Raw genomic sequence first — 19772 nt, 5'->3', positions numbered from 1 at the left:
TCCCGCGGGCGGTAAGTGTGTCGGGGTGCTCGCCGCCCTGCAGCCGCTCCAGGTCGGCCAGCACCTGCTCCAGCAGCTCGATCGCCTCGCCGGTCCGACCCGCCTGCTGGTAGGAGGTGGCGAGGTTGCCACGGGCGGTGAGTGTGTCGGGGTGCTCGCTCCCCTGCAGCCGCTCCCGGTCGGCCACCACCCGCTCCTCGATCTCAATCGCCTTGCCGGTCCGGCCCGCCTGCTGGTAGGAGGAGGCGAGGTTGCCACGGGCGGTGAGCGTGGAGAGGTGCTCGCTCCCCTGCAGCCGCTCCAGGTCGGCCACCACCCGCTCCTCGATCTCGATCGCCTCGCCGGTCCGGCCCGCCTGCCAGTAAGAGGAGGCGAGGTTGCCACGGGCGGTGAGCGTGTCGGAGTGCTCGCCGCCCAGCAGCCGCTCACTTTCCGTAATCATGTACTGCCAGTAGGCGGTGGCGGAGGCAGCCAGCCCGGTGCTGAGAAGGCTGTTGCCCGCGCGATAAAGGACCGGGTGCCCGTCCGGGTTCCAGAGGCAATCGTTGGAGTGGCCGGAGAGCGCGCTGGCGTTGGCCCGCAGCACGGCGGCCTGGTCGGCGTGGTGCTGGTCGGGGTCGGGCCAGAGCTGGATGAGGCCATCAGCCGCCGCAGTGGCGAGGGCCTCCATTTCGTCGGCAGGGATGGTTTCGCGGGTGGCGCGGGCGGTGAGGGCGTGGATGCTGACAGCGCGAGGTTCGGCCCGGGTGTCGCAGGTCAGCAGTGCGTAGCGGTGCAGGAGGCGGAGGGCCGCGTGGGCCTGCTCGGCTGTGGCCTGTGCGTGTGATGCGGTGGTGTCGCCTTGTGAGGCTGGGGTGTGGTGGGTGGTGAGGTGGTCAAGGAGGGCGGGGGTGTTCCACAAGGCATGGGGGTGGCCGGCGGGGTCGAGAAGGGCGGTCAGGCGCAGGACTGTGGTGGCAAGGCCGGTGGTGTCGCTGGCCCGTACAGCGTCGAGGGAGAGCAGGAGGGCGGCGGTGACCTGCGTGGGCTGTCTCGGCTTGAGGTAGCCCTCCGTGTCTGCGGTCGGCGGCATGAGCTCTTCCAGGAGGGCATGCCGATCGTTGTACCGGTTGAGGTACTGAGTGGAGGTGAGTTCTTCGTTGATCATGTGGGCGGCGGTCATGCCGAGGCCGAGAGGGTGGTGCCCCAGGGCGTGGGTGAGTTCGGACGTGTGGTCGTCGAGGAGGTGGCCCATGTTCTCAGCGTTGAGGCGTTGCTGCAGGTAGGTGCCGGATTCGGCGGGAGTGTAGACGTCGATGTCGATGCGGATTCGGCCGTTGCCGGTCAGGGAAGCGTCCCTGCTGCGCGTGGTGGCCAGCACACGGCCGCTGCCGGTCTGGCTAGCGGGCCACAGTGGTTGAATGCCGTACGGGTCGGTGATGTCGTCCAAGACGACGAGCCATCGGCGGCTTGTATTGCGCAGCCAGTCCAACAGCAAGCGGGCGTCCGCTTCCAGATCCTCGCCGCTGGCGCCGGGCAGATTCAGGGCGGCGGCAGTCTGCGCGTAAAGGGTGGTCACCTGTTGTACCTCGGCGGCAGCCACCCACAAGACCAGGTCAGTGCGATTTTTGGCGGCGTTAGTGGCGTAGGCGGCGGCGAGCTGGGTCTTTCCGACTCCGCCCCCACCGGACAACACGCGCGGCTGTTCCTGTGTCAGTACGACCGACCGGTTGTCCGACCACGCAGCGTCGATCCGGTCCCGCAGAACACTGCGGGGCTGGAACGCCGTCGCCAGTTGGGGGATCGGCACAGGCACCACCGGCTGTGTCACGGCGTCTTCGTTTCGCTCCGTGTCCGCCTGCCCGGCGGTGATCTCCTCCAGAGACACAGTGGTGCCGGGATGGCCGTGCCGGGTGACCAGGTCGGCGAAGCCGGGCAGGCTGAGCGCTTCGTGGACGGGCGCGGCCTGCAGACGGCGACCGCCCATCGGCCGGTTGTCCTCAACCGCCACTCCGACCAGCCGGTCCCGGCAGAAAACCGCCGCCCCGGATGCGCCCGCCCACGGCCGCTCGCCGCCGTGTCCGAGGTCCGGCCACACCCGGCAGTCCAGGACCCAGTCGGACGACGACGTGGACACCACCGGCAGCTCGCCCCGCAGGTGCTCGAAGTTCCCGCGGGCGGCTTCGTCGGCGAAGGCGGGGAAACCGGCTCCGTCGAACGGCAGCGGCACGATCCCTCCGGGCCGCCCCCACCGCACCGGACCATCCTCCACAGGGACAGGCTCCTCCAGCCACAACAGCGCCATGTCGAGAGCATCCTTGGCCGGAACCCCTTCAAGGGGATCCGGCCAGCACACCTCGGCCTGTCGGTGTACAACGTCACCGAAACGGGGATGCCCCACCCGCGCCTGCACCCGCAGCGCCCACCGCTGGTCCGGCAGCACCACGTGCAGAGCCGTCAGCACGAGCTGGGGCCCGATCAGATAGCCGGAACCGGAACCCCCCGGATCCCCGGTACGCACCCATACAAGGCGCCGTGCGTCCATCTCACCGCTCCCATGGCCGCTTCGCCCCGACCCCAGAACCCGACGTCCCATCCGGTGCTTCAGTACCCGTGGACTGCTCGGACGCTTCAGCACCGGTGGAGTTCGCGGCGGCGGCTCCGGAACCGTCCTCCGTAGACGGGCGGCGGATCTTGGCACGGCTGCCGCCCAGGGCCTCGTCATGAACCTGCAGGCTCAGCATCAGTGTCTGACGATGCGTGGCCTCCAACCTGCCACCCGCCTCAGCACCGGCCTTGACCCCAGGAAAGCCAACCTCGACCTTCACCTTGCCGTCACCACCGCGGCGGAACTCCACATCCAACGTCAGCTGCGCCTGCTCCACCTCGAACCGCAGCTGCTGGCCGGCCCCGTCGTCCTGCGCGGCATACAACTCACGCCGCAACTCCATCAACGCTTCCGCCAACGTGACCTTCGCTTCCACGGCAACCCCCATGTACCGCGCCGAACTGGCGCCCCCGGAAAACAATCAGCATGTCCCATTCGTCATGCGCCCCGCAGCACTTCCGCACGGATCCACGGACAGCCCCGGGAGGGGCATCCCCAGAGAAGACAGGGTGGGCGTTCCGGAGTGGCGGCCTGACGTCGTCTGCGGGACTGGGCCGAGACCGGCGTCTGGCCATAACTGCGCGCCGCCCCGCCGGACCTGTACGAGTGCGCTGCGGGTGGCTCGTGCGTCCGAGCCATCAAACTCGAACTCGCCTGCGGTTTCATATGTTTCCGGCGCCTGCAAACCTCATTCTGAACGCTCAGCAAGCGGAAAACCATCAGCCCACCGCTCTCCCCAGTTCCCATCCCGTCCGCCGTCGACCCACACATCGTGGAGCGGGCGTGGGTCATGGCGTCCAGGTGGAGCGCGCCACTGTACGAACGACCTGGACGCCATGACCCACGTCTGCTCGGCTTTGCCTGGGTCGACGGCGGACGGGATGGGAACTCCCACGCACGCCACCAACGGACGCGCAGTCGGCTACGGCGTCCCTTCCATCCCGGTGCTGGCCGATCCCCCGCCGGAGGCACTGTTCTGACCGCGCCTGCTCGACGTGGGGTACTTGCTCATGAGTCTCGGCGCACCCCTCTAAGCGCGGCACGGGCGCCGGCCGGGCTGGAGCGGGGCGGAGACAGGAGCGCAGGCCCGGCCGGGGACCGGGCCGCGCGGTGAGCGGAGCGAGCCGCCTTGATGAAGTAGAGAAAGTTCTATCCCGCTGAGATGAGGCACTCCCCGTCGTGGCTCCGCACCTGGGGCCCATTGCCGTTCAAGGCATCCAAGACTCGGATCGCGAAGACCTTGGACATGCACTCCTGGACCTCGTCGGGCGTGAGCCATGCAACGGCAGTCGACTCGTTGGATGTGCGCTCGGTGCCGGCCGATGGATCGCAGCGGAAGACCAGGGACACAACTCCCAGCTTCATGTTCTTGTAGACACCGGTGAGTTGGCCGACGGTGACCCTGATACCCGTCTCCTCGAAGACCTCGCGCACTACGCCGGTTTGCGGTTCCTCATCCAACTCCAGGACTCCGCCCGGCGGCTCCCACGCGCCGTTGTCTGCCCGGCGGACAGCGAGGACCCTGTCATCCGCGCGAACGATGACCCCCGCGACTGACACTGAGTGTTTGGGGTTTTCCCCCGCCACCGCTATGCCGCCTGCTTGCCCGGCGCCTGGCCGTGCTCGAGGTAGACCGGAGTGCTTTCGGTGCGGGCCTCGATCGCTGCCAGGATCCGCCGAGCCAGTCGCGGGATCGTGCGATCTGCGATCTCATGCGGGGCAACGAACCTGATGGCTTTCAGCTCCTCCGCCTGGAGGTGGATCCCCTCCAGCGTTTCCTGCGCGAGCTCGCCGCCGTCGAACAGGTACAGCACCTTGTCGCCCTCGGCGCCGTTCGGTGCCCAGTCGACAGCCAGGAGGCGACCGAGCACCGGCGTGATGCCCAGTTCCTCGTGCACCTCGCGGTCGGCAGCCTGGAGCGGCGATTCACCGGTCTCGACGTACCCACCCGGGATGTCCCAGTAGTCCTTGTACGTGGGCTCCACCATGAGAACGCGGCCATCGGCGTCAAAGAAGAGCGCACCCGCGGCCATACGCGGATGCGCCATCTTCGCTTCGTGCTCGTTCGCTGCCATGCAGCCGAGCGTACCCAGTTAGACCACGTGCAGCCGATCGGCTAGCCCGGCCATGGTCTGGCTCGGTCGCCCTCGATGATTCCGGATCCATGTTAGGACCAACTCTCGCGCCAGGTAGTGGCTCCGTACCTGCTCAGGGGCCCAGGCCTCGGCTTCAAGAATCATCGCCACCGCGTCTTCGGTGCGGTTGTGTGCGCTGAGCGCGCGAGCCACCTCGATGTTGTGCCGCGTCCGCCGCTCTGTCGGCAAGTTGCTGGTGTCGATCCGCGGGCCCAGGTCGACAGCGACCTGCATGTCCCCCAGCTCAGCCGCAGTGGCAACGCGATGGATGTCGACGCTCGTCGGGCCGAAGGCGGTCCACATGTGGTTGGCATCCCGTCCGAGCCGACGGGCCGCCTGATCCGCCTCTGCCAGGAACTCGCGAACGGTCGAGCGGTCATCGGCTCGGGCCCCGGCCATCGACCCAGCGAGGAAAAGCGTTCCGTAGATCGACAGGAAGTCAGGAGCGGCGTCGGCGAGTCCAGACCGAAGGTAGTCGGCTGCATCGCCTACGAGCTGCACGGCGGACTCGAAGCGGCCAGTGGTCAGGAGGCAGTGAGCCACGGACCGGAAGAGGGAGCCGGTCACAGCCGAGTTGCCCGACTGCTGGGCTGCGGCCAACCCGCGGTCGGCCGCGATCCATGCCAGATCCACCTCGCCCACCTTGCCGAGCACCATGGCGGCGCTCTGGTAGGTGAGCGCCAGGAGCTCGTTGGCTTGCTCCCGGTCCCGGCCCTCGTAGGCCTGTGCCGCGATGAGAGCGTCGGCCAGCAGTAGCGGCAGGTGGCGAGTCGCGAAGCCGTAGCGTGAAGCCTGGTAGGCATCCAGCACTTCCGTGACGTTCCTCCGCAGCTCCTCCAGCCGCGTGGGCTCGCCCTCGGTCGGAAGTCCCAGTAAGGGTGTGAGTTGGCGGTAGTTCATCAGAGCTGACCGAAGCGCCGGCACCGTGTGCCTACCGCTGTCGTGCGTCCAGTCCATGAGGGTCGGTTCGGCGAGCAGATCACCGAGGGAGATGTCCAGGGCGTCCGCCAGGCTCTTGATGACCGACAGCCGGTCGAGCTCAAGGCGGTTGTTCTCGGCCTTACTCAGCCAGTCGACCGTGCGGCCCACCAGTCCGGCCAGGACCTCCTGGGACATGCCGCGCCGGCGGCGGTACCAAGCGACTCGCTCGCCGATCGTCAGGTTCGTCGTCATTCCTCGCATGGAAAGAGCGTCCACCCGCTTCTCTCTGCGGCCCCGGAGAGTTTTTCCGGGGTGGTAGGTCCGACCGGTCCTAGCGTTGTCGACAGGTTGAGGAACTGTCAGGCCGTGAGGGCGACGAGAGGGCTGTGACCGTGCTGACCCCGGCAGAGAAGCGCGAACTGATCGAGAAGTTAGGGGGACTTGCTGAGGAGCTTTCGGAGATCGCGCGTCGAGCTGACGTCTTGGTCACCGCCCTTGGGCCTGCTTGCGTACCAGATCCTCAAGCTGGTCCATCCGCTCGGCGAGACGGCGTACATCCTGACGAACCTCGGACAGGTACTCCGTGATCAGCTCGAACTCGGGGCTGCGCTTGACCGGGGTACCTTCACCCGGCAGAGCCGCAAAGCTGCCCTTGCCCTGGTGAGAGACTGCATAGCCGTCCTCGCGAAGCCGTGAGATCGCCTGGCGGGCGACCGTACGCGACACGGAGTGCAGCGCCATCAGCTCCGCCTCTGAGGGGAGCTTCTCTCCTGCCGGAAGCTCGCCGTCCCGGATCCTGCGCTTGAACTCGTCTGCAATCTGCAGGTACGCGGCGCGCCCAGCAGTGAAGTCGGCCATAGACCCTCTCCGTGGTTGTCGTACCTAGTGCAGCACATCGCTCCGACAGGAGTCGAGAACACCCACTTGACACACCAAGCAGTACAGGTTCATGCTCGAACTCAAGATGACGTACTAAGTACGTTAAGTTGATCGACCTGAGGAGCGCTTCATGCGTCAGATTCCCGTCGACACCGCGAATGCGACCGTGATGGTCGCCAAGGCTCCGCAGCCGAAGGTCAAGGATCGTCGTACCGGTGAGATCGCCGTGGACAAGGACGGCGTCACGCTGATGACGGTGGAGGTCATGTTCTCCACGCCGGACGAGGTGGAGATCCTGAAGCTCACCGTCCCCGAGCCGGGCGTCTCCGAGGACCTGGCCATGGGCACCCCGGTCGCGCTGACCGGCCTGGTGGCCTCGGCGTGGGAGAACGAGTTCAACGGGCAAAAGCGGCACGGGATCGCGTTCCGCGCGGTCGCGGTCACCTCGCTCGCCGCCACCGGTTCGGCGTCGAAGGCGGCCTGATCATGACCGGGTTAACCGTCGCCCTGGGTTTGATCGTTGCTGCCGTGCTGGTCCTGCGGTGGCGGCGTCCGGCCTGGTACTGGCTGGCCTTCGGGGCCGTCTTCGCCACGGTGCGGGTCCTGGTGCACTACACGTCGGTGATGGACGCGTGCAGGCTGACAGTGCCGCCCTCGCGCTGGCGCCTCGCACTGGCTCGGATGACCAACCGGCCCGTCCCGGAGTCGCGGGCCCCGCGCATCTTGCGCCTTCGCCCGACCCGGACCGGCCTGGTCCTGCGCCTCAAGCTCCGCCCCGGACAGGACGCGTTCGATGTCTCGGCAGCCACCGACCGGCTGCGCCATTCCTTTGGGATGTACGGCGTGACCTCGCGTGAGCTGCGCTCGGGTGTGGTCGAGGTGCGGATGACCGGTTACGACGTCCTCAAGCGGGTCCAGATGCCCGCGAAGACCGATCCGGCGCCGATGCGGGTCCCGGTCGCTCTGCGGGAGGACGGTGCGGTGCATTACCGCGACTACCGGGCCGTCCCACACGGGCTCACCCTCGGCGCCACCGAGTCGGGGAAGTCGGTCTACCAGCGCAACCTGGTGGCGGGCCTCGCCCCGATGGATGTCGCGCTGGTCGGCATCGACTGCAAGCAGGGCGTCGAGCTCTTCCCCTTGGCGCGCCGGTTCTCCGCGCTCGCCGACAACCCCGACACCGCTCTCGATCTCCTCGAAGCCCTGGTCTCGCACATGGCGGACGTCTATCAGGTGATCCGGGCTGAACAGCGGATCACGGTGAACGTGCCGGACGCTGAGATCGCCGCCGACATCTGGGACCTGCCCGAGCACCTGCGGCCTGTGCCGATCGTGGTCCTGGTGGACGAGGTCGCCGAACTCGCGCTGTTCGCCTCCAAGGACGAGGAGAAGCGCCGGGACCGGATCATCACCGCGCTGGTCCGGCTCGCCCAGCTCGGCAGGGCCGCGGGGATCTATCTGGAGATCTGCGGGCAGCGTTTTGGCTCCGAGCTCGGCAAGGGCATCACGATGCTGCGGGCCCAGCTCACCGGCCGCACCGCCCACCGGGTCAACGACGAGTCCTCGGCGAACATGGCCTTCGGGGACATCGCCCCGGACGCCGTCCTCGCCGCGATCCAGATCCGCACCGACACCCCCGGCATCGCCGTGACTGGTGACTCCTCCGGCGGCTGGGCCCGCATCCGCGCTCCGCACACCTCGCTGCGGGCGGCCGTGAACGTCTGCAACCGCTACGCCGACCGCGCCCCCAACCTGCCCGCCCTCGCGCCCTTCCGGCCCGTCGTCGGCGCCCCGGCCCCGGTCTCCGAACCGCTCGCCAAGCCTGCTCCCGTCACCGCCTGACTCCTCCCTCCTGCAATCCGGTTGGCGTGACCGTCTCGCGCCGGGTCCCTACCCCCTCCATGCCTGCTGATGGGAGATCCCGCCATGTGCCCCGACTGCGAGGACTTCGCCCGCACTGTGCTTCTGCTGGGCCAACTCGCCCTCTACGCCGACGCATCCGGCGCCGACCGAGACTTCGTTGACGCGGTGGCGCCGTCGCTGGCCGCTTCCTTGCCCGAGCCGCCGGCGGGGACGTTCCCGCCTGGCTACGACCCCGCTGATGGCCCCGAATACCCCGGCAGCCTCTGATGGCCCGGCCCGCGTTCCGCTTGGACGCCGTCCTGGTCCAAGCCGTCATTGCCGGAGCTCTGTCCTTCGCCCACCTGCACGAGCTGGCCGACGCTGCCGGACAGACCGGCTGGAAGGGCTGGGCCTACCCGATCAGCGTGGATCTACTCCTGGTCGCCGCCTGGCGCCGACTCCGGTCGGACGGTCCCTCGCGGCTGGCCTGGTGCTGGTTCCTGATCGCCCTGGTCGCCTCGCTCGGCGCCAACGTCGCCACCGCCGGATTCCTCGACCTCGCCCACCCCCCGGCCTGGCTGCGCTTCGGCATCGCCGGATGGCCCGCCCTCGCCTTCCTCGGCGGAACCCTCCTCGCCCACTCCCACACCACCGAGGACGAGAGCGAGGGCCTGGAGCCGGTTCGGCCGGCCCCCACGGTCCCGGTTCCGGCGCCGGAGGTCGAGCAGGTATCCGCCCCGGAAGCGCAGCCCGAACTGGTACCGCTTCGCGCGGCCGAGGACACCCCGGCACTGGCACCGGCTCCAGCGGCTTCATCGCTTCCGTCGGTCCCGGCCGCGCTGGTCGACCACGCCCGCAAGCTCGCCGCCGACCACCAGGCCCGCACCGGCACCCACATCGACACCGACACCCTGCGCGCCCGCCTCGGCGTCCCGCCCCAGCTCGCCGACGCCATCGCCGCCCAACTCGCCTGACCCGAAGGGAGAACCCGTCATGCCCGCCCGCGACCACTTCCACTCCGTGATGCGGATCGGCCCGGTGCAGATCGGCACCCACCGCGACCGCAACGGCCACACCAAACACGCCGCCGTGTGCACCAACGACCACTGCGGCTGGTCCGCCGACTACTCCAGCCAGACGGCCGCCCAGCTCGCCGCCCGCACCCACCACTGCACCCGGCGCTGAGGAGACACCCCGTGCAGGTCCCACTCTGGTTCGCCCTGATCGTCGTCGGCTACCTCGGCGTCAAGCTCATCCGCCCGCCCTGGTGGCTCGTCGCCGTCCTCCTCCTCGGCGGCTACCTCCTCGCCCCCGTCATCGACACCGCCGTCAAGTAACCACCCCCGAAGGGAGACCCGTCATGCTCCGCCCCAAGGTCCCGGACATGCCCCAGCCCACCGGCCACATCAACCCGCCCACCGCCCGGGTGGTCGAGCCGACTGCCGTCATCCAGCAGGCCTCGCAGCTCTACACGCCCACCCCGGCCCCCCTCCCGGCGCCGGTACCGGCCCGGCCGACCGTGCAGCTCACCCCCGGCACCGCGCTCGCGCTCGTCGGCGGCGGAACGGCCGTGGTCCTGGTCGTCGGCGTCGTCCTGGTCTCGCTGCTCCTCGCGGTCGCCGTCACCGCCGCGTCCGTCGCCGTCTGCGCCGTGGTCCTCCGCTCGCTAACCGCTTCCCAGCACCGCCGCTGACCGGCCCCGGGGCGACGCACAAGCCGCCAAGCACGCAGCCGCCTCCGGGACCGCGCTCCACCGACCAACCGCCCTCGCCTCGCCAAAGGAGTACGTCATGGACGCGCACATAGTCGCCAGTACCGCGCCGTTACTCGGCTGGGCCGTGCACGGCAGCATCCTCGCCCGCCGCCTCGCATGCGCCCGCCGCGACCCGCTCACCGGCCTGCACACCCGGGGCGGATGGACCGCCCGCGCCGAACACGTCATCCGCTGGCACCCGAACGCGGCCGTCCTCCTGGTCGACCTCGACCACTTCAAGACCCTCAACGACACCCACGGCCACGCCGCCGGTGACTTCGCGCTCGCCGAGACTGCCGACCGGCTCCGCTCCTGGTGCGGACGGCACGGCCTCGCCGGTCGCCTGGGCGGAGACGAGTTCGTCGCCGTCATCCCCAACCTGGCCGCCGTCGACCTCAACGCCCTCACCACGGCGCTCCACCGGCCGCTCTCCTACAGGGGTGTTCGGCTGCCGCTGGCTGCCTCGGTCGGGGCCTGCGCCATCGCTGATCTGCCGGTGCCGTGTCTGCCCGACGCCCTCACCGCCGCCGACGCGGCCATGTACGCCGCAAAGGGCCGCGGCCGTCGAGGCTCCCGCACCACGCAATGAGCGGCCACCGGGTGACGCACAAGCCGCCAAAGCACGCCGCCACCCGGGGCCTTCCTTCCAACCGCAATCGAAAGGAACCACCAGCATGACGCACCACACCCGACCTAGGGCCCGGATCTGCCCGAACTGCGACGGCTTCGCCTCCGTCGCCGTCACCCTCGGCGGCCGCGACCGGCACGGACTGCTGCGGACCATCACCGCGCACTGCCCGGCCTGCCACGGCACCGGCACCACCACCGCCCGCCGCGCCGCACGCCAGGCGGTGACCGTCTGATGCCCCGCAACTGGAGCCGCGGAGTCGACCGCATCCCGCCCGACCCCATCGACGGCGACTACGACCGCCTGAAGAAGATCGTCAAGGCGCACCACCTGCACGACAAGGACCGGACCGCGAAGGCCACCCGCGCCGGCCGCTCCTCCAACGAGACCTCCAGCAGCAACGCCAGCACCCCGCAGAAGCGGGGATGGCGCCGTTGAGCCTCGTACCCCAGCTCGACCCGGTCACCCTCGGCGATCTGCTGAGGGTGGCTTCGGCCGACGACTTCGACCGCTGGCACGAGCAGATCCGCCGCACCGGCGGCTGCTCCGACCCCATCCACCTCACCGGCTGGACCCTCACCAAGGAAAAGACCACCGGCCAGACCCTCCACCACTACTCCACCGAGTCCGAGCCGGGCGGACGGCTCCGTCTCGCGTGCGGCAACCGGCGCGCCTCCCGCTGCCCCTCCTGCGCCTTCACCTACGCGGGCGACACCTACCACCTCATCCGCGCGGGCCTGGCCGGAGACGACCGCCGCGACATCCCCTCCACCGTCCGCGATCACCCCCGCGTCTTCGCCACCCTCACCGCCCCCTCCTTTGGCCCCGTCCACAACCGCCCCGACCATGGCGTCTGCCGCTGCGGGACCCGGCACCCGGCCGACGATCCCGCGCTCGGGACCGCACTCGACCCGGAGACGTACGACTACGCGGGCGCCGTCCTCTTCAACAACCACGCGGGCGGCCTCTGGCAGCGCTTCACCACGCGCCTCCGCCGCGAGATCGCCGCTCGCGCCGGCCTCACTCGTAGCGAACTGCCCAACCATGTAAGGCTGTCGTACGGCAAGGTCGCCGAGTTCCAAAAGCGCGGCGCCCTGCACTTCCACGCCGTGATCCGCCTCGACGGACCCGAGGGGCCCGAGACCCCGCCGCCGTCCTGGGCGACTGTCGGCCTTCTCACCGACGCCATCCACGCCGCCGCGGCGCACTCCTACACCTCGGTCTCCGTCCCGGCCGCCGAGGACCAGCCCGCCCGCACCTTCCGCTGGGGCACCCAGCTCGACGTCCGCCCCATCAAGGCCTTCGGGGACGGCTCGGACATCACCGAACAGGCGGTCGCCTCCTACGTCGCCAAGTACGCCACGAAAGCAGCCGAGAACACCGGCAGCCTCGACCGGCGCATCGGCGAACTCGCCGAACTCGACCGCCGCCACATCCCCGACCACACCCGCCGCCTCATCGAAGCCTGCAAGCAGCTCGATCCGCTCTACCCGGACCGGCGGCTGTGGGCGTGGGCTCACATGCTCGGCTTCCGCGGCCACTTCAGCTCCAAGTCCCGCTGCTACTCCACCACCCTCGGCGAACTCCGCCAGGCCCGCGCCGACTTCCGCGCGGCACAGGAACGCGAAGCCCTCGGCCTCGAGGACCGCGAGCCGGACACCGTCCTCGTCCTCGCCGACTGGCAATACGCCGGCCACGGCCACACCCCCGGCGAATCCGCCCTCGCCGCCACCATCGCCCGCGACCTCCAGCACAACCGCGAAACCGCCCGCGAAGCCATACGCGACCAACTCACCCAGGAAGGAGCCGCAGCATGACCACCGCCACTGCCGAGTTGCTGACCGTGCCGGAGGTCATGGCACGGCTCAAGCTCGGACGCTCCAAGGTCTACGACCTGATCCGCTCGCACCGCCTGATATCGATCAAGATTGATGGTGCTCGCCGCATCCCCGCCGATGCCGTACGGGACTTCATCCTCAGCCGGATCGAGGAGGCTGCCTGATGGCCGGCCAGCGCAAGCGCAACCCGAACGGCGCGGGCACGATCACCAAGCGCAAGGACGGCCGCTTTCAGTGCGCGGTCTACGTACTCCAGCCGGACGGCACCCGGGCCCGGAAGTTCGCCTACGGCAAGACCTGGGCCGAGTGCGACGCCAAGCGACGGGAGCTCCTGACCAAGGTCGACCAGGGCGTGCCCGTGCCCACCCGGTCGGCCAAGCTCTCCGAGTGGCTGCCGTACTGGCTGGACAACGTGATCAAGCCTCGGCGAAAGCTCAGCACGTACGACAAGTACGAGGCGCACGTCCGGCTCTACCTCGTGCCGCTCCTCGGCTCGAAGCGGCTCGAATCCTTCGGCGTCGCGGACGTCCGTCGCTTCCTCATTCGGATGGAGAAAGAGACCACCGCGGCGACGGCCAAGGAGTCTCACCGCGTGCTGCGTTCCGCTCTGTCCTCGGCCTGCCGCGAGGAGCTGATCGTGCGCAACGTCGCCAAGCTCGTCGAGCCGCCGCGCACGGACAACAGGGAGTTGAACCCCTGGACATTGGACGAGACGCTGGACTTCCTCGCGGCCTCTCGCCGAGATCCGCTCTACGCGGCCTTCGTGCTCGCCATCGCCATGGGGCTCCGGCGGGGCGAGATCATCGGCCTCCGATGGTCGGACCTCGATCTCGACAACCGGGTCCTCTACGTCCGGCAGCAGACCCAGCGCCGTCGCGGCGTCCTCTACGACGACGATCCCAAGAGCCGTCGTCGCCGTGTCGTCCCGTTGCCCGCGCTGTGCATTGCTCCGTTGCGCTGGCACCGGATGCGGCAGTCGGCGGCACAGAGCAAGGCGGGGGAGCGGTGGCACGGGTCGGGCTACGTCTTCACCACCCGCACCGGGCGCCAGGTCGAGCCGCGGAACGTCTACCGCTCCTTCACCCGAGTCGCCGAGTCCGCCGGCCTTCGTGTGATCCGCCTACATGACGCTCGGCACGGCACCGCCACTCTGCTCACGGCGGCCGGGGTCGCGCCCCGCGTCGTGATGGAGATCCTCGGCCACTCGCAGATCAGCATCACCATGGACGTGTACACGCACGTCGTGCAGGACACCCAGCGTGAGGCCATGAGTCACATGGACCGGCTCTTGAGGAAGCGCCCCGGTCGTCATTGACCGTGCTCGTTGATGTCAGAAGTGGATGTCAAAGGGCACCTACGGAGATCCGTAGGTGCCCTTTTCCCTTGTGCCCCCGGCAGGATTCGAACCTGCGACACCCGCTTTAGGAGAGCGGTGCTCTATCCCCTGAGCTACGAAGGCGGGGATCTGTCGGAAAACGTGTCTGAAAGTCTGCCGGGATGGGCGGACCGCTCAGGCTTGCTTGGCGACAGGTCGTGGTGGCAGCCCGTGAGGGCATAGCCACCGCGGTCAGTGTAGCGGGTGGTACCTGATCCGAGGGCGGAGAGATGTGCGCACTGGCTCAGGCGGCGAGCGCGTGGGTGATCTTGGCTCGGGCGACGGAGTTGCTCAGCCAGGAGTAACCGATGTAGATCAGCAGGGCCGCGTCGGCTCCGTAGGCAGGGACTCTCTTGTGGGGGTAGCTCTGGTCGAAGCGGGAGTGCTGGGACTCGCTGTCCTGGCGGAAGCCCTTGAGTCGGCGGCCGGCATGGGTGTCCGGCGGTATCTGCCTCAGGTGCTCGGTGCGGTTGAAGCGCTGCCGTCTGGTCGAGGGGTCGATCTCCCGGTCCTCCGGGGTTTCGTCGACTCGGATGCGCAGGGTGTGGTTCTTCACCCCGCAGGGGATGGTCAGCCGGTGGTAGAAGCGGGTCCGCTTCGACTCGCGGCGCTCAAGTTCTTCCACGGGGAGCGGCGTGTAGTGAGTGGTGCCGTCGTCGGTGATCAGGCGTTCGCAGACGCGGCCCTCGGCGACATAGAGGTCGTGGCTGCAGGGATCGTCCTCGAAACGTTGGAGGGACTCAGGTGCGAGTCCTCCGTGCTGGGTGGTGAAGACGACGAGGCCCTCCGCGATGAGGGGTGCACGGTGGGATCCGCGGAGGGCGGTGTCGTAGGTGATGGCGCGCAGGCCAGGGGCTCGGCCGAGGACGTACCGGGCGAGCTTGACGAAGGCGGTGCCTTCGTCGTCGCGGTGGGGGTCGCGCTTGGCCGACTTGTGGCGGATGGACTCGATGCCCAGGATGACTCGGCTGTGGGGAATGTTGCCGAGGCGGACGGCCGCAGAGAGGAATTTGTTGCCGTACACGCGGGTCCCACCGCCTTCGACTGTATTGCTGGCGTCAGGATCGACGCGGTGCGAGCGGATCTCCCCGGTCACCTCGTTGACAGTCTCGCTGTGCCTCTGTGAGGAGGGCGGGCAGGCGACGGTGGCATCGGCGTGAATGACCTGGTGGCGCTCGGGGTAGCTCCGGCTGACCCGAGTGCCCGTCTCGCTCAGCATCCCGTGCTCGAGAGCCTGCTGGATCCACAGGTCCCGGCTGATGTCGCGTACCTCGGCGAAGGCGGGCTTCAGTTTCGCGTGGAAGTAGTAGTTCCACTGGCCTCGGGTCGGGCCGACCGGCAAAAGGGCGTCGGCGACCGCATCGCCCATGTGGGTACGGACGCTCATGCGGACGAGGTCCCACCAGAGGGGACGCTGGAGGTGGCAGGCGGTAGCTCGCGCTGAGCCGAACAAGGAGATCGCGCAGAGGAAGATCAGATAGACGACGGGTGGGTGGTGTGCAGGACGGCCGACGCGGCTGGGACCGGGGAGGAGCTCTACGTCCGTGATGAGCTCCGTCGGCAGCGAGTCGGCGAACGCCTCATGAACGACTTGCGTGTCATTGCTGCGGCGCGCCCCGGGTGCAGCCGCGTCGAGTGGATGACCGACCGCGACAACCCGGGCGCCCGCGCCTTCTACAAGTCGCTCGGGTTCGCGGAGTTCGAGGGGAAGATCGTCTACAGGGTCGACACCAGCAAGGCATGAGAAGGCAAGGGAACGAGCGAGGTTGTGAAGGAAGAACGCTGCGAACGGTGTGAGTGCATCATCGGTCTGGGCTGCGGCTGTCCACCTGACGGGTCTGCGCCGAAGTCGCGTCCCGCGTCCCAGCCACGACAGGAATGGCGGCGTTTCCCTGCGGACACGATCCTGATCTCACCCACGCAGTACGCGCACCTGCCGGGAGCATGCGCGCACCTCACAGAGGAACTGGTGAAGCCGCCGCGGTGGGGGTGGATTCACGATCCTGCGCCCGGACTCTGGGACCGTCTGAGCAGCAGTTGTCCGGCGGTGGCCACGGACGGCAACACCACCCGGCGGGCGACTCGGCGATGCGAGGAGTGCCAGGCTTCGTTGATGGGATGACGAAGCTGATCGGAAAGTCGATCTTCAACGTGCGGGTGCGACCGGCGCAGTTGGTGGCGGCCCCAGCATGGCGCGGGGTGCGCAGCAATGACGCCCATTCTCTGGGGGCAACCTCTGGACTTCGAGCAGAGCCATGTGGCAACATTCCGCCCGTCAGGTGATCAACACCTGGTAGTTGCGATTGTCCCGCGTTAGCGGGGCTGTAGATCTCCCTGCCGGCAGGTAAGGGGGTCCCCTTTTGAAGGAGACTCCTATGCCTGCCGTTTCTTATTTCACCGAGCCCACGCAGTGGCCGAACTATCTGCGCGCGGTCGTGGATATTGCCTTTCCCACGCACAGCATTCGCGTTACGCCGGGGCCTCTGGACGGCGTGGCGGGTCTGCCGTATCCGCTCGATAGCGCGCACACGATCCACATCGTGACCGCCTTCAATCCCCACGGACGCCCCACCACCGCACGGACCAATCTCCGGGCGCAACACGAGTTGCTGCACGACATCGGTCTTCATGGGCTGCAGTGGTGGCCGGCCGTCGGGGGCGACCCGGTCGGCACCTACGCAGAAATCAGCGCAGCCGTCGTCGGTATGGATGATGCCCAGGCGCGGGCTCTGGGGCGGCGGTTCGGCCAGGACGCCGTGTTCGCCTGGGCACCGGCCTCATGGCGACTGCTGGTTTGCGCCGACGCGGCCCACGAAACGGTCCTCGCCGACTGGCACGCCGCCCTCCTCACACCACCATCCCGCCGGTTCTCCCAGTCGCCTGCCGCGTAACCCCACCAATCAGTCGCACCCGCCGAGGCGACGACCTCGCACCCCCAAGGAGCCACTCCATGAATCGCGGAGACTACGAAACCCTCGCCGCTGCCATCGCCGACAGTGCCGTTGACGACCAAGCCCGGCGTATCCTTGCCCTCGATCTGGCCGACGCGCTCACCGGCACCAATCAGCGTTTCGACCCCGTCAGGTGGCTGCGGCAATGCGGCGCCCCGGTGACACCCGTTGAGGTCGCTCAGTGGACCAGCCGGCTCGCCTACCGCGTGAAGCACATCCACGATCGCCGACAGTCGTGTGAACAGCGCACCGGAGTCCGCCTCGAGTCCTACGCCACCACCGGGCCCGCGCTCAAGCCGTCCATAGTTTTTGGGGTCGGCCAGAGATCGTCCGCCTGCGATGTGAGTGCCTTGCCTGCCCCACGGTCATAGGGAACTCGGCTCCACTCGCCCCTGCAGTCAGGAAGCCGCCGCTGGTCCCGGTAGGCACCTCTCCAGCCCCGCCTCGACACCCTCGGCTGATCCCAGCGACCTCGTCGAGGCGGGGCTAGCTGGTCACTAGCCGGGGTATCGGTCCATCCAGTGCGGGTCCCAGCCACCGTTGTATCCGTCACCGCTCGGGAAGTCGGTGAGCTGGGTGATGAGGTCGCGGGCCAGGGTGTCGAGGACCCAGGCCAGTTCGTGGCGGCTGATCAGATCGACGGGCAGGGCCTCGACGCCGTGTGCCGCTCCGAGCAGCGCGCCGGTCACGCAGGCGACCGAGTCGCCGTCCGGCGCCCCGGCGGCGAAGCGCAGTGCGTCGTGCACCTGAGCCGGCTCGGGGAAGGAAGCGGCGACATACAGGCCGCCGAGCAGAGCCGAGGGCGCGGTGGCGTCCGGTGCGAGTTCTGCGAGGCATCCTGCGTCCGCAGGCTGGTCCTCGGCCTGCTGCAGCACCCTGATGAGCCGCTTCTGCTCGGCGTTGGTCAGACCGGGGGCAGCTTCTGAAAGGGCATGTATGCCGTCCGTCAGGGCTTGCCGCACCTGCGACTGTCCCCCGAACAGGGCATCCTGCATCTCGGGGGTGCTGGTCAGGCAGTGGCTGACCAGCACGGCTGCATGGGCTGTTGCGGACTGCGCGGCTCGGTCGCCGTGGGTGAGGGCGGCGATTTCCCGGGCCAACTGGGCTGACAGTTCCGAGCCGTGAACGGTACCGACAACAGCGACGGGAAGGGTACGGGTGAGGGCGTGGCAGCCCCGGCTGGCCGTCGGCACCCCCATGTTTCCGTGCTCGGTCTTTGACAGGGCCGTCACGGTCGCCGGTGCCGAACCGCGCCGCTGTGCAAGCGCGGGCACCTGGGCGAGCCAGCCGTCCGGCCACACCTCGGCGACGTCGGCCCAGCGCTCCCGCATCCGCTCGACCTCGATCCCCTGCAGGGCCGCCCACCGGCAGTAGGCGTGCCACACCACCCCCGACGGACCCCAGACGCCCCTCTGGGTGCCCCGCACCCAAGCACGGATCGTGCCCTCGGCGGTGAAGCAGGCCAACTGGGTGCTGACGCTGGCCCGCAACACGCCCTCGGCAGGCAGCTTGCCCTTCGCAGCTCCCAACGTGTCGCCCAGCGCCAGACCCAGCATCATCCCGCGCACCCGGGACACCGTCCCCTTCCCCTTCAGGAACTCCCTTTGCCGCTCCGGCTCCTCGTCAAGACCCAGGTCCAGCTCCTCCTGCCCCTGCTCGACAGGCGTCCGGTCCCGTTCCCGCGGCGCGGTGCAGTGGGTCGGTGCCAGCCTGGCCGCGGCCGGAGCAGTCGCTGCGATGCCTGGGCCAACCGGTTGCCCGCCTCCGGCGCGCCCGGCGGTCAGCTCGTGCACCGCGTCGTGCATCTGCGGGTGCGCCTCGAGGTGCCAGCCGCTGGTCAGTACCCGGCGCAGGTCGTTGAGCGCGGTCTTGGAGTCGGTGCCGGTGGCCAGGTGGCTGTAGAGCGCGGCGACGGCCGGGGTACGGCTCTGCCCGGCCAGGCAGTGGAGCAGGACTCGCTTGTCCTCCTGACGCAACCGCAGTACCTGGCGGGCGGCCTGGTCCAGAACGTAGTGGAGGTTGGCGTTTTTCCCGTTGCTGTCCACCAGCCACACGCGGACGTGCTCGACATCGGTGCCGGACAGGATCGGGTGCGTGCCCATGCGGCACAGCGAGACCACGGCCTCGACGTCGACCGGCTCGGCACCCTGGGCCAGCGCCAGGTTGCCCAGCACCACCCCGGCATCGTGCGGGTGGGGTATGGCGAAGCTGCGGTGGCCGCCGACGGACATGCGGGGCGCCGAGGGCCAGCCCTGGGCGTCGTCGCTCCCGCCCCGGGCGGTGCGCGCCGCCAGCCGGACCAGGTCGGTTCCGGTGAGGCCGGGCCAGCCGTGCACGGCCTGCTGCCACTCCAGTGGGATGCCGGAGCAGCCCCATCGCGCGCCGAGCAGAGTGCCAGCGATCGCCGCGACGGTGTCGGTGTCTGTCCCGGCCCGCACCGCTGCCTCCAGAGCGAGGCCGAAGTGCTGTGCGGGGAAAGTGTTCTCGGCGGGGTTCAGCTCGGGGACGGCGGTGCGGGTGATTGCCGACCAGGCGGCCTGGAGCGCGTGGACGACCCAGCCGTTGTTGGTGAAGTGGTGCGGCGGGTTGGCCTCCGCCTCGTCCAGACGCTTCGCCCACACCTCGCGGCGCTCGGCGGGGATCAGGTCCAGGCCGGCGCGCACGCCGTCGAAGGTTCCGTGCAGCACCGCGGTGCGGATGCCGGAGCACCACAGCACACAGGCGTCGGCGCAGTCGGTGTCCGGGTGGGTGAGCGCGCTGACGGCGACGGCGGCCTCGGGCCCAACGGCGGGCTCGCCCCGCAGGGCCGGACCGACGAACCCCGGGGGGCGCAAACAGACCGTACCCCCCCCGGGGGTTGGTG

23 protein-coding genes, 1 tRNA gene and 1 pseudogene (1 of these 25 only partly in view) are annotated in these 19772 nt (G+C 69.1%); 16 read left to right on the top strand and 9 right to left on the bottom strand.

Going from position 1 to position 19772, the window contains the following annotated elements:
* The 6 genes from ACFXGX_RS32815 to ACFXGX_RS32790 all read right to left on the bottom strand — a co-directional run.
* Positions 1-2443 (bottom strand): tetratricopeptide repeat protein (locus ACFXGX_RS32815; protein ID WP_384798515.1); only part of this gene is annotated, 2443 nt, incomplete at its 3' end.
* 82 nt (positions 2444-2525) lie between these two features.
* Complete coding sequence (locus ACFXGX_RS32810) at positions 2526-2963, bottom strand: trypco2 family protein (RefSeq protein WP_384798512.1); 438 nt, start codon at positions 2961-2963, stop codon at positions 2526-2528.
* Between the two features lie 773 nt (positions 2964-3736).
* A complete protein-coding gene (locus ACFXGX_RS32805) occupies positions 3737-4174 on the bottom strand; it encodes an NUDIX hydrolase (protein ID WP_384798509.1) in 438 nt (145 codons plus the stop codon).
* Between the two features lie 2 nt (positions 4175-4176).
* Positions 4177-4662 (bottom strand): NUDIX domain-containing protein, encoded by a 486-nt coding sequence (locus ACFXGX_RS32800; protein ID WP_384798506.1) that lies wholly within the window; start codon positions 4660-4662, stop codon positions 4177-4179.
* Positions 4663-4680: 18 nt separating this feature from the next.
* Positions 4681-5895 (bottom strand): helix-turn-helix domain-containing protein, encoded by a 1215-nt coding sequence (locus ACFXGX_RS32795; protein ID WP_384798503.1) that lies wholly within the window; start codon positions 5893-5895, stop codon positions 4681-4683.
* 234 nt (positions 5896-6129) lie between these two features.
* Complete coding sequence (locus ACFXGX_RS32790) at positions 6130-6501, bottom strand: GntR family transcriptional regulator (protein WP_384798500.1); 372 nt, start codon at positions 6499-6501, stop codon at positions 6130-6132.
* A gap of 151 nt (positions 6502-6652) precedes the next feature.
* On the opposite strand from ACFXGX_RS32790, the gene ACFXGX_RS32785 reads away from it, so the two are divergent.
* From ACFXGX_RS32785 to ACFXGX_RS32725, 13 genes are all read left to right on the top strand, one after another.
* Positions 6653-7006: a hypothetical protein gene (locus tag ACFXGX_RS32785; RefSeq protein WP_384798496.1), complete on the top strand. Its 354-nt coding sequence runs from the start codon at positions 6653-6655 to the stop codon at positions 7004-7006.
* Between the two features lie 2 nt (positions 7007-7008).
* On the top strand, positions 7009-8364 hold the full coding sequence (locus ACFXGX_RS32780) for an FtsK/SpoIIIE domain-containing protein (RefSeq protein ID WP_384798493.1): 1356 nt from the start codon (positions 7009-7011) through the stop codon (positions 8362-8364).
* 69 nt (positions 8365-8433) lie between these two features.
* Positions 8434-8652, top strand: a complete 219-nt coding sequence (locus ACFXGX_RS32775) for a hypothetical protein (RefSeq protein ID WP_384798490.1) — start codon at positions 8434-8436, stop codon at positions 8650-8652.
* Positions 8652-9338, top strand: a complete 687-nt coding sequence (locus ACFXGX_RS32770) for a DUF2637 domain-containing protein (RefSeq protein ID WP_384798487.1) — start codon at positions 8652-8654, stop codon at positions 9336-9338. Before ACFXGX_RS32775 ends, ACFXGX_RS32770 begins: the two co-directional genes overlap by 1 nt.
* 19 nt (positions 9339-9357) lie before the next feature.
* Entirely contained in the window at positions 9358-9549 is a 192-nt protein-coding gene (locus ACFXGX_RS32765) for a mobile element transfer protein (RefSeq protein ID WP_384798484.1), read from the top strand.
* Positions 9550-9560: 11 nt separating this feature from the next.
* A complete protein-coding gene (locus ACFXGX_RS32760) occupies positions 9561-9701 on the top strand; it encodes a hypothetical protein (protein WP_384798481.1) in 141 nt (46 codons plus the stop codon).
* Between the two features lie 23 nt (positions 9702-9724).
* On the top strand, positions 9725-10057 hold the full coding sequence (locus tag ACFXGX_RS32755) for a SpdD-like protein (RefSeq protein ID WP_384798478.1): 333 nt from the start codon (positions 9725-9727) through the stop codon (positions 10055-10057).
* Between the two features lie 97 nt (positions 10058-10154).
* Complete coding sequence (locus ACFXGX_RS32750; RefSeq protein ID WP_384798475.1) at positions 10155-10706, top strand: GGDEF domain-containing protein; 552 nt, start codon at positions 10155-10157, stop codon at positions 10704-10706.
* Positions 10707-10791: 85 nt separating this feature from the next.
* A complete protein-coding gene (locus ACFXGX_RS32745) occupies positions 10792-10980 on the top strand; it encodes a hypothetical protein (RefSeq protein ID WP_384798472.1) in 189 nt (62 codons plus the stop codon).
* Entirely contained in the window at positions 10980-11183 is a 204-nt protein-coding gene (locus ACFXGX_RS32740) for a hypothetical protein (RefSeq protein ID WP_384798469.1), read from the top strand. The genes ACFXGX_RS32745 and ACFXGX_RS32740 overlap by 1 nt, the downstream gene beginning before the upstream one ends.
* Positions 11171-12562 carry a replication initiator protein RepSA gene (gene repSA, locus ACFXGX_RS32735; RefSeq protein WP_384798466.1) on the top strand — a complete coding sequence of 464 codons (1392 nt, stop codon included), beginning with the start codon at positions 11171-11173 and terminating at the stop codon, positions 12560-12562. Before ACFXGX_RS32740 ends, repSA begins: the two co-directional genes overlap by 13 nt.
* Positions 12559-12747, top strand: a complete 189-nt coding sequence (locus ACFXGX_RS32730) for a helix-turn-helix domain-containing protein (RefSeq protein ID WP_384798463.1) — start codon at positions 12559-12561, stop codon at positions 12745-12747. The genes repSA and ACFXGX_RS32730 overlap by 4 nt, the downstream gene beginning before the upstream one ends.
* Positions 12747-13898: a tyrosine-type recombinase/integrase gene (locus ACFXGX_RS32725; RefSeq protein ID WP_384798460.1), complete on the top strand. Its 1152-nt coding sequence runs from the start codon at positions 12747-12749 to the stop codon at positions 13896-13898. The genes ACFXGX_RS32730 and ACFXGX_RS32725 overlap by 1 nt, the downstream gene beginning before the upstream one ends.
* Before the next feature lie 71 nt (positions 13899-13969).
* On the opposite strand, the gene ACFXGX_RS32720 is transcribed toward ACFXGX_RS32725, so the two are convergent.
* Together ACFXGX_RS32720 and ACFXGX_RS32715 are read right to left on the bottom strand one after the other, a co-directional pair.
* Positions 13970-14042: transfer RNA gene (locus ACFXGX_RS32720), tRNA-Arg, on the bottom strand.
* 160 nt (positions 14043-14202) lie between these two features.
* A complete protein-coding gene (locus ACFXGX_RS32715; RefSeq protein ID WP_384798457.1) occupies positions 14203-15345 on the bottom strand; it encodes a hypothetical protein in 1143 nt (380 codons plus the stop codon).
* Positions 15346-15435: 90 nt separating this feature from the next.
* On the opposite strand from ACFXGX_RS32715, the gene ACFXGX_RS32710 reads away from it, so the two are divergent.
* The 3 genes from ACFXGX_RS32710 to ACFXGX_RS32700 all read left to right on the top strand — a co-directional run bounded on the left by ACFXGX_RS32710 (position 15436) and on the right by ACFXGX_RS32700 (position 17280).
* Entirely contained in the window at positions 15436-15702 is a 267-nt protein-coding gene (locus ACFXGX_RS32710) for a GNAT family N-acetyltransferase (RefSeq protein ID WP_384798518.1), read from the top strand.
* A gap of 631 nt (positions 15703-16333) precedes the next feature.
* The gene (locus ACFXGX_RS32705; RefSeq protein WP_384798454.1) at positions 16334-16849 is read left to right on the top strand and encodes a DUF3293 domain-containing protein; all 516 of its coding nucleotides are present in this window, start codon (positions 16334-16336) and stop codon (positions 16847-16849) included.
* A gap of 59 nt (positions 16850-16908) precedes the next feature.
* Positions 16909-17280 carry a hypothetical protein gene (locus ACFXGX_RS32700; protein ID WP_384798451.1) on the top strand — a complete coding sequence of 124 codons (372 nt, stop codon included), beginning with the start codon at positions 16909-16911 and terminating at the stop codon, positions 17278-17280.
* Between the two features lie 126 nt (positions 17281-17406).
* On the opposite strand, the pseudogene ACFXGX_RS32695 reads toward ACFXGX_RS32700, so the two are convergent.
* Positions 17407-19772, bottom strand: a pseudogene (locus ACFXGX_RS32695) (ADP-ribosylglycohydrolase family protein) (it continues 564 nt past the right edge of the window).

Origin of the sequence: Streptomyces sp. NPDC059371 (assembly GCF_042751995.1) — a bacterium.
Taxonomy (GTDB): Bacteria; Actinomycetota; Actinomycetes; order Streptomycetales; family Streptomycetaceae; genus Streptomyces.
Note: the sequence above shows the minus strand (reverse complement) of the source record. Positions and strands in the feature narration are given on the sequence as shown.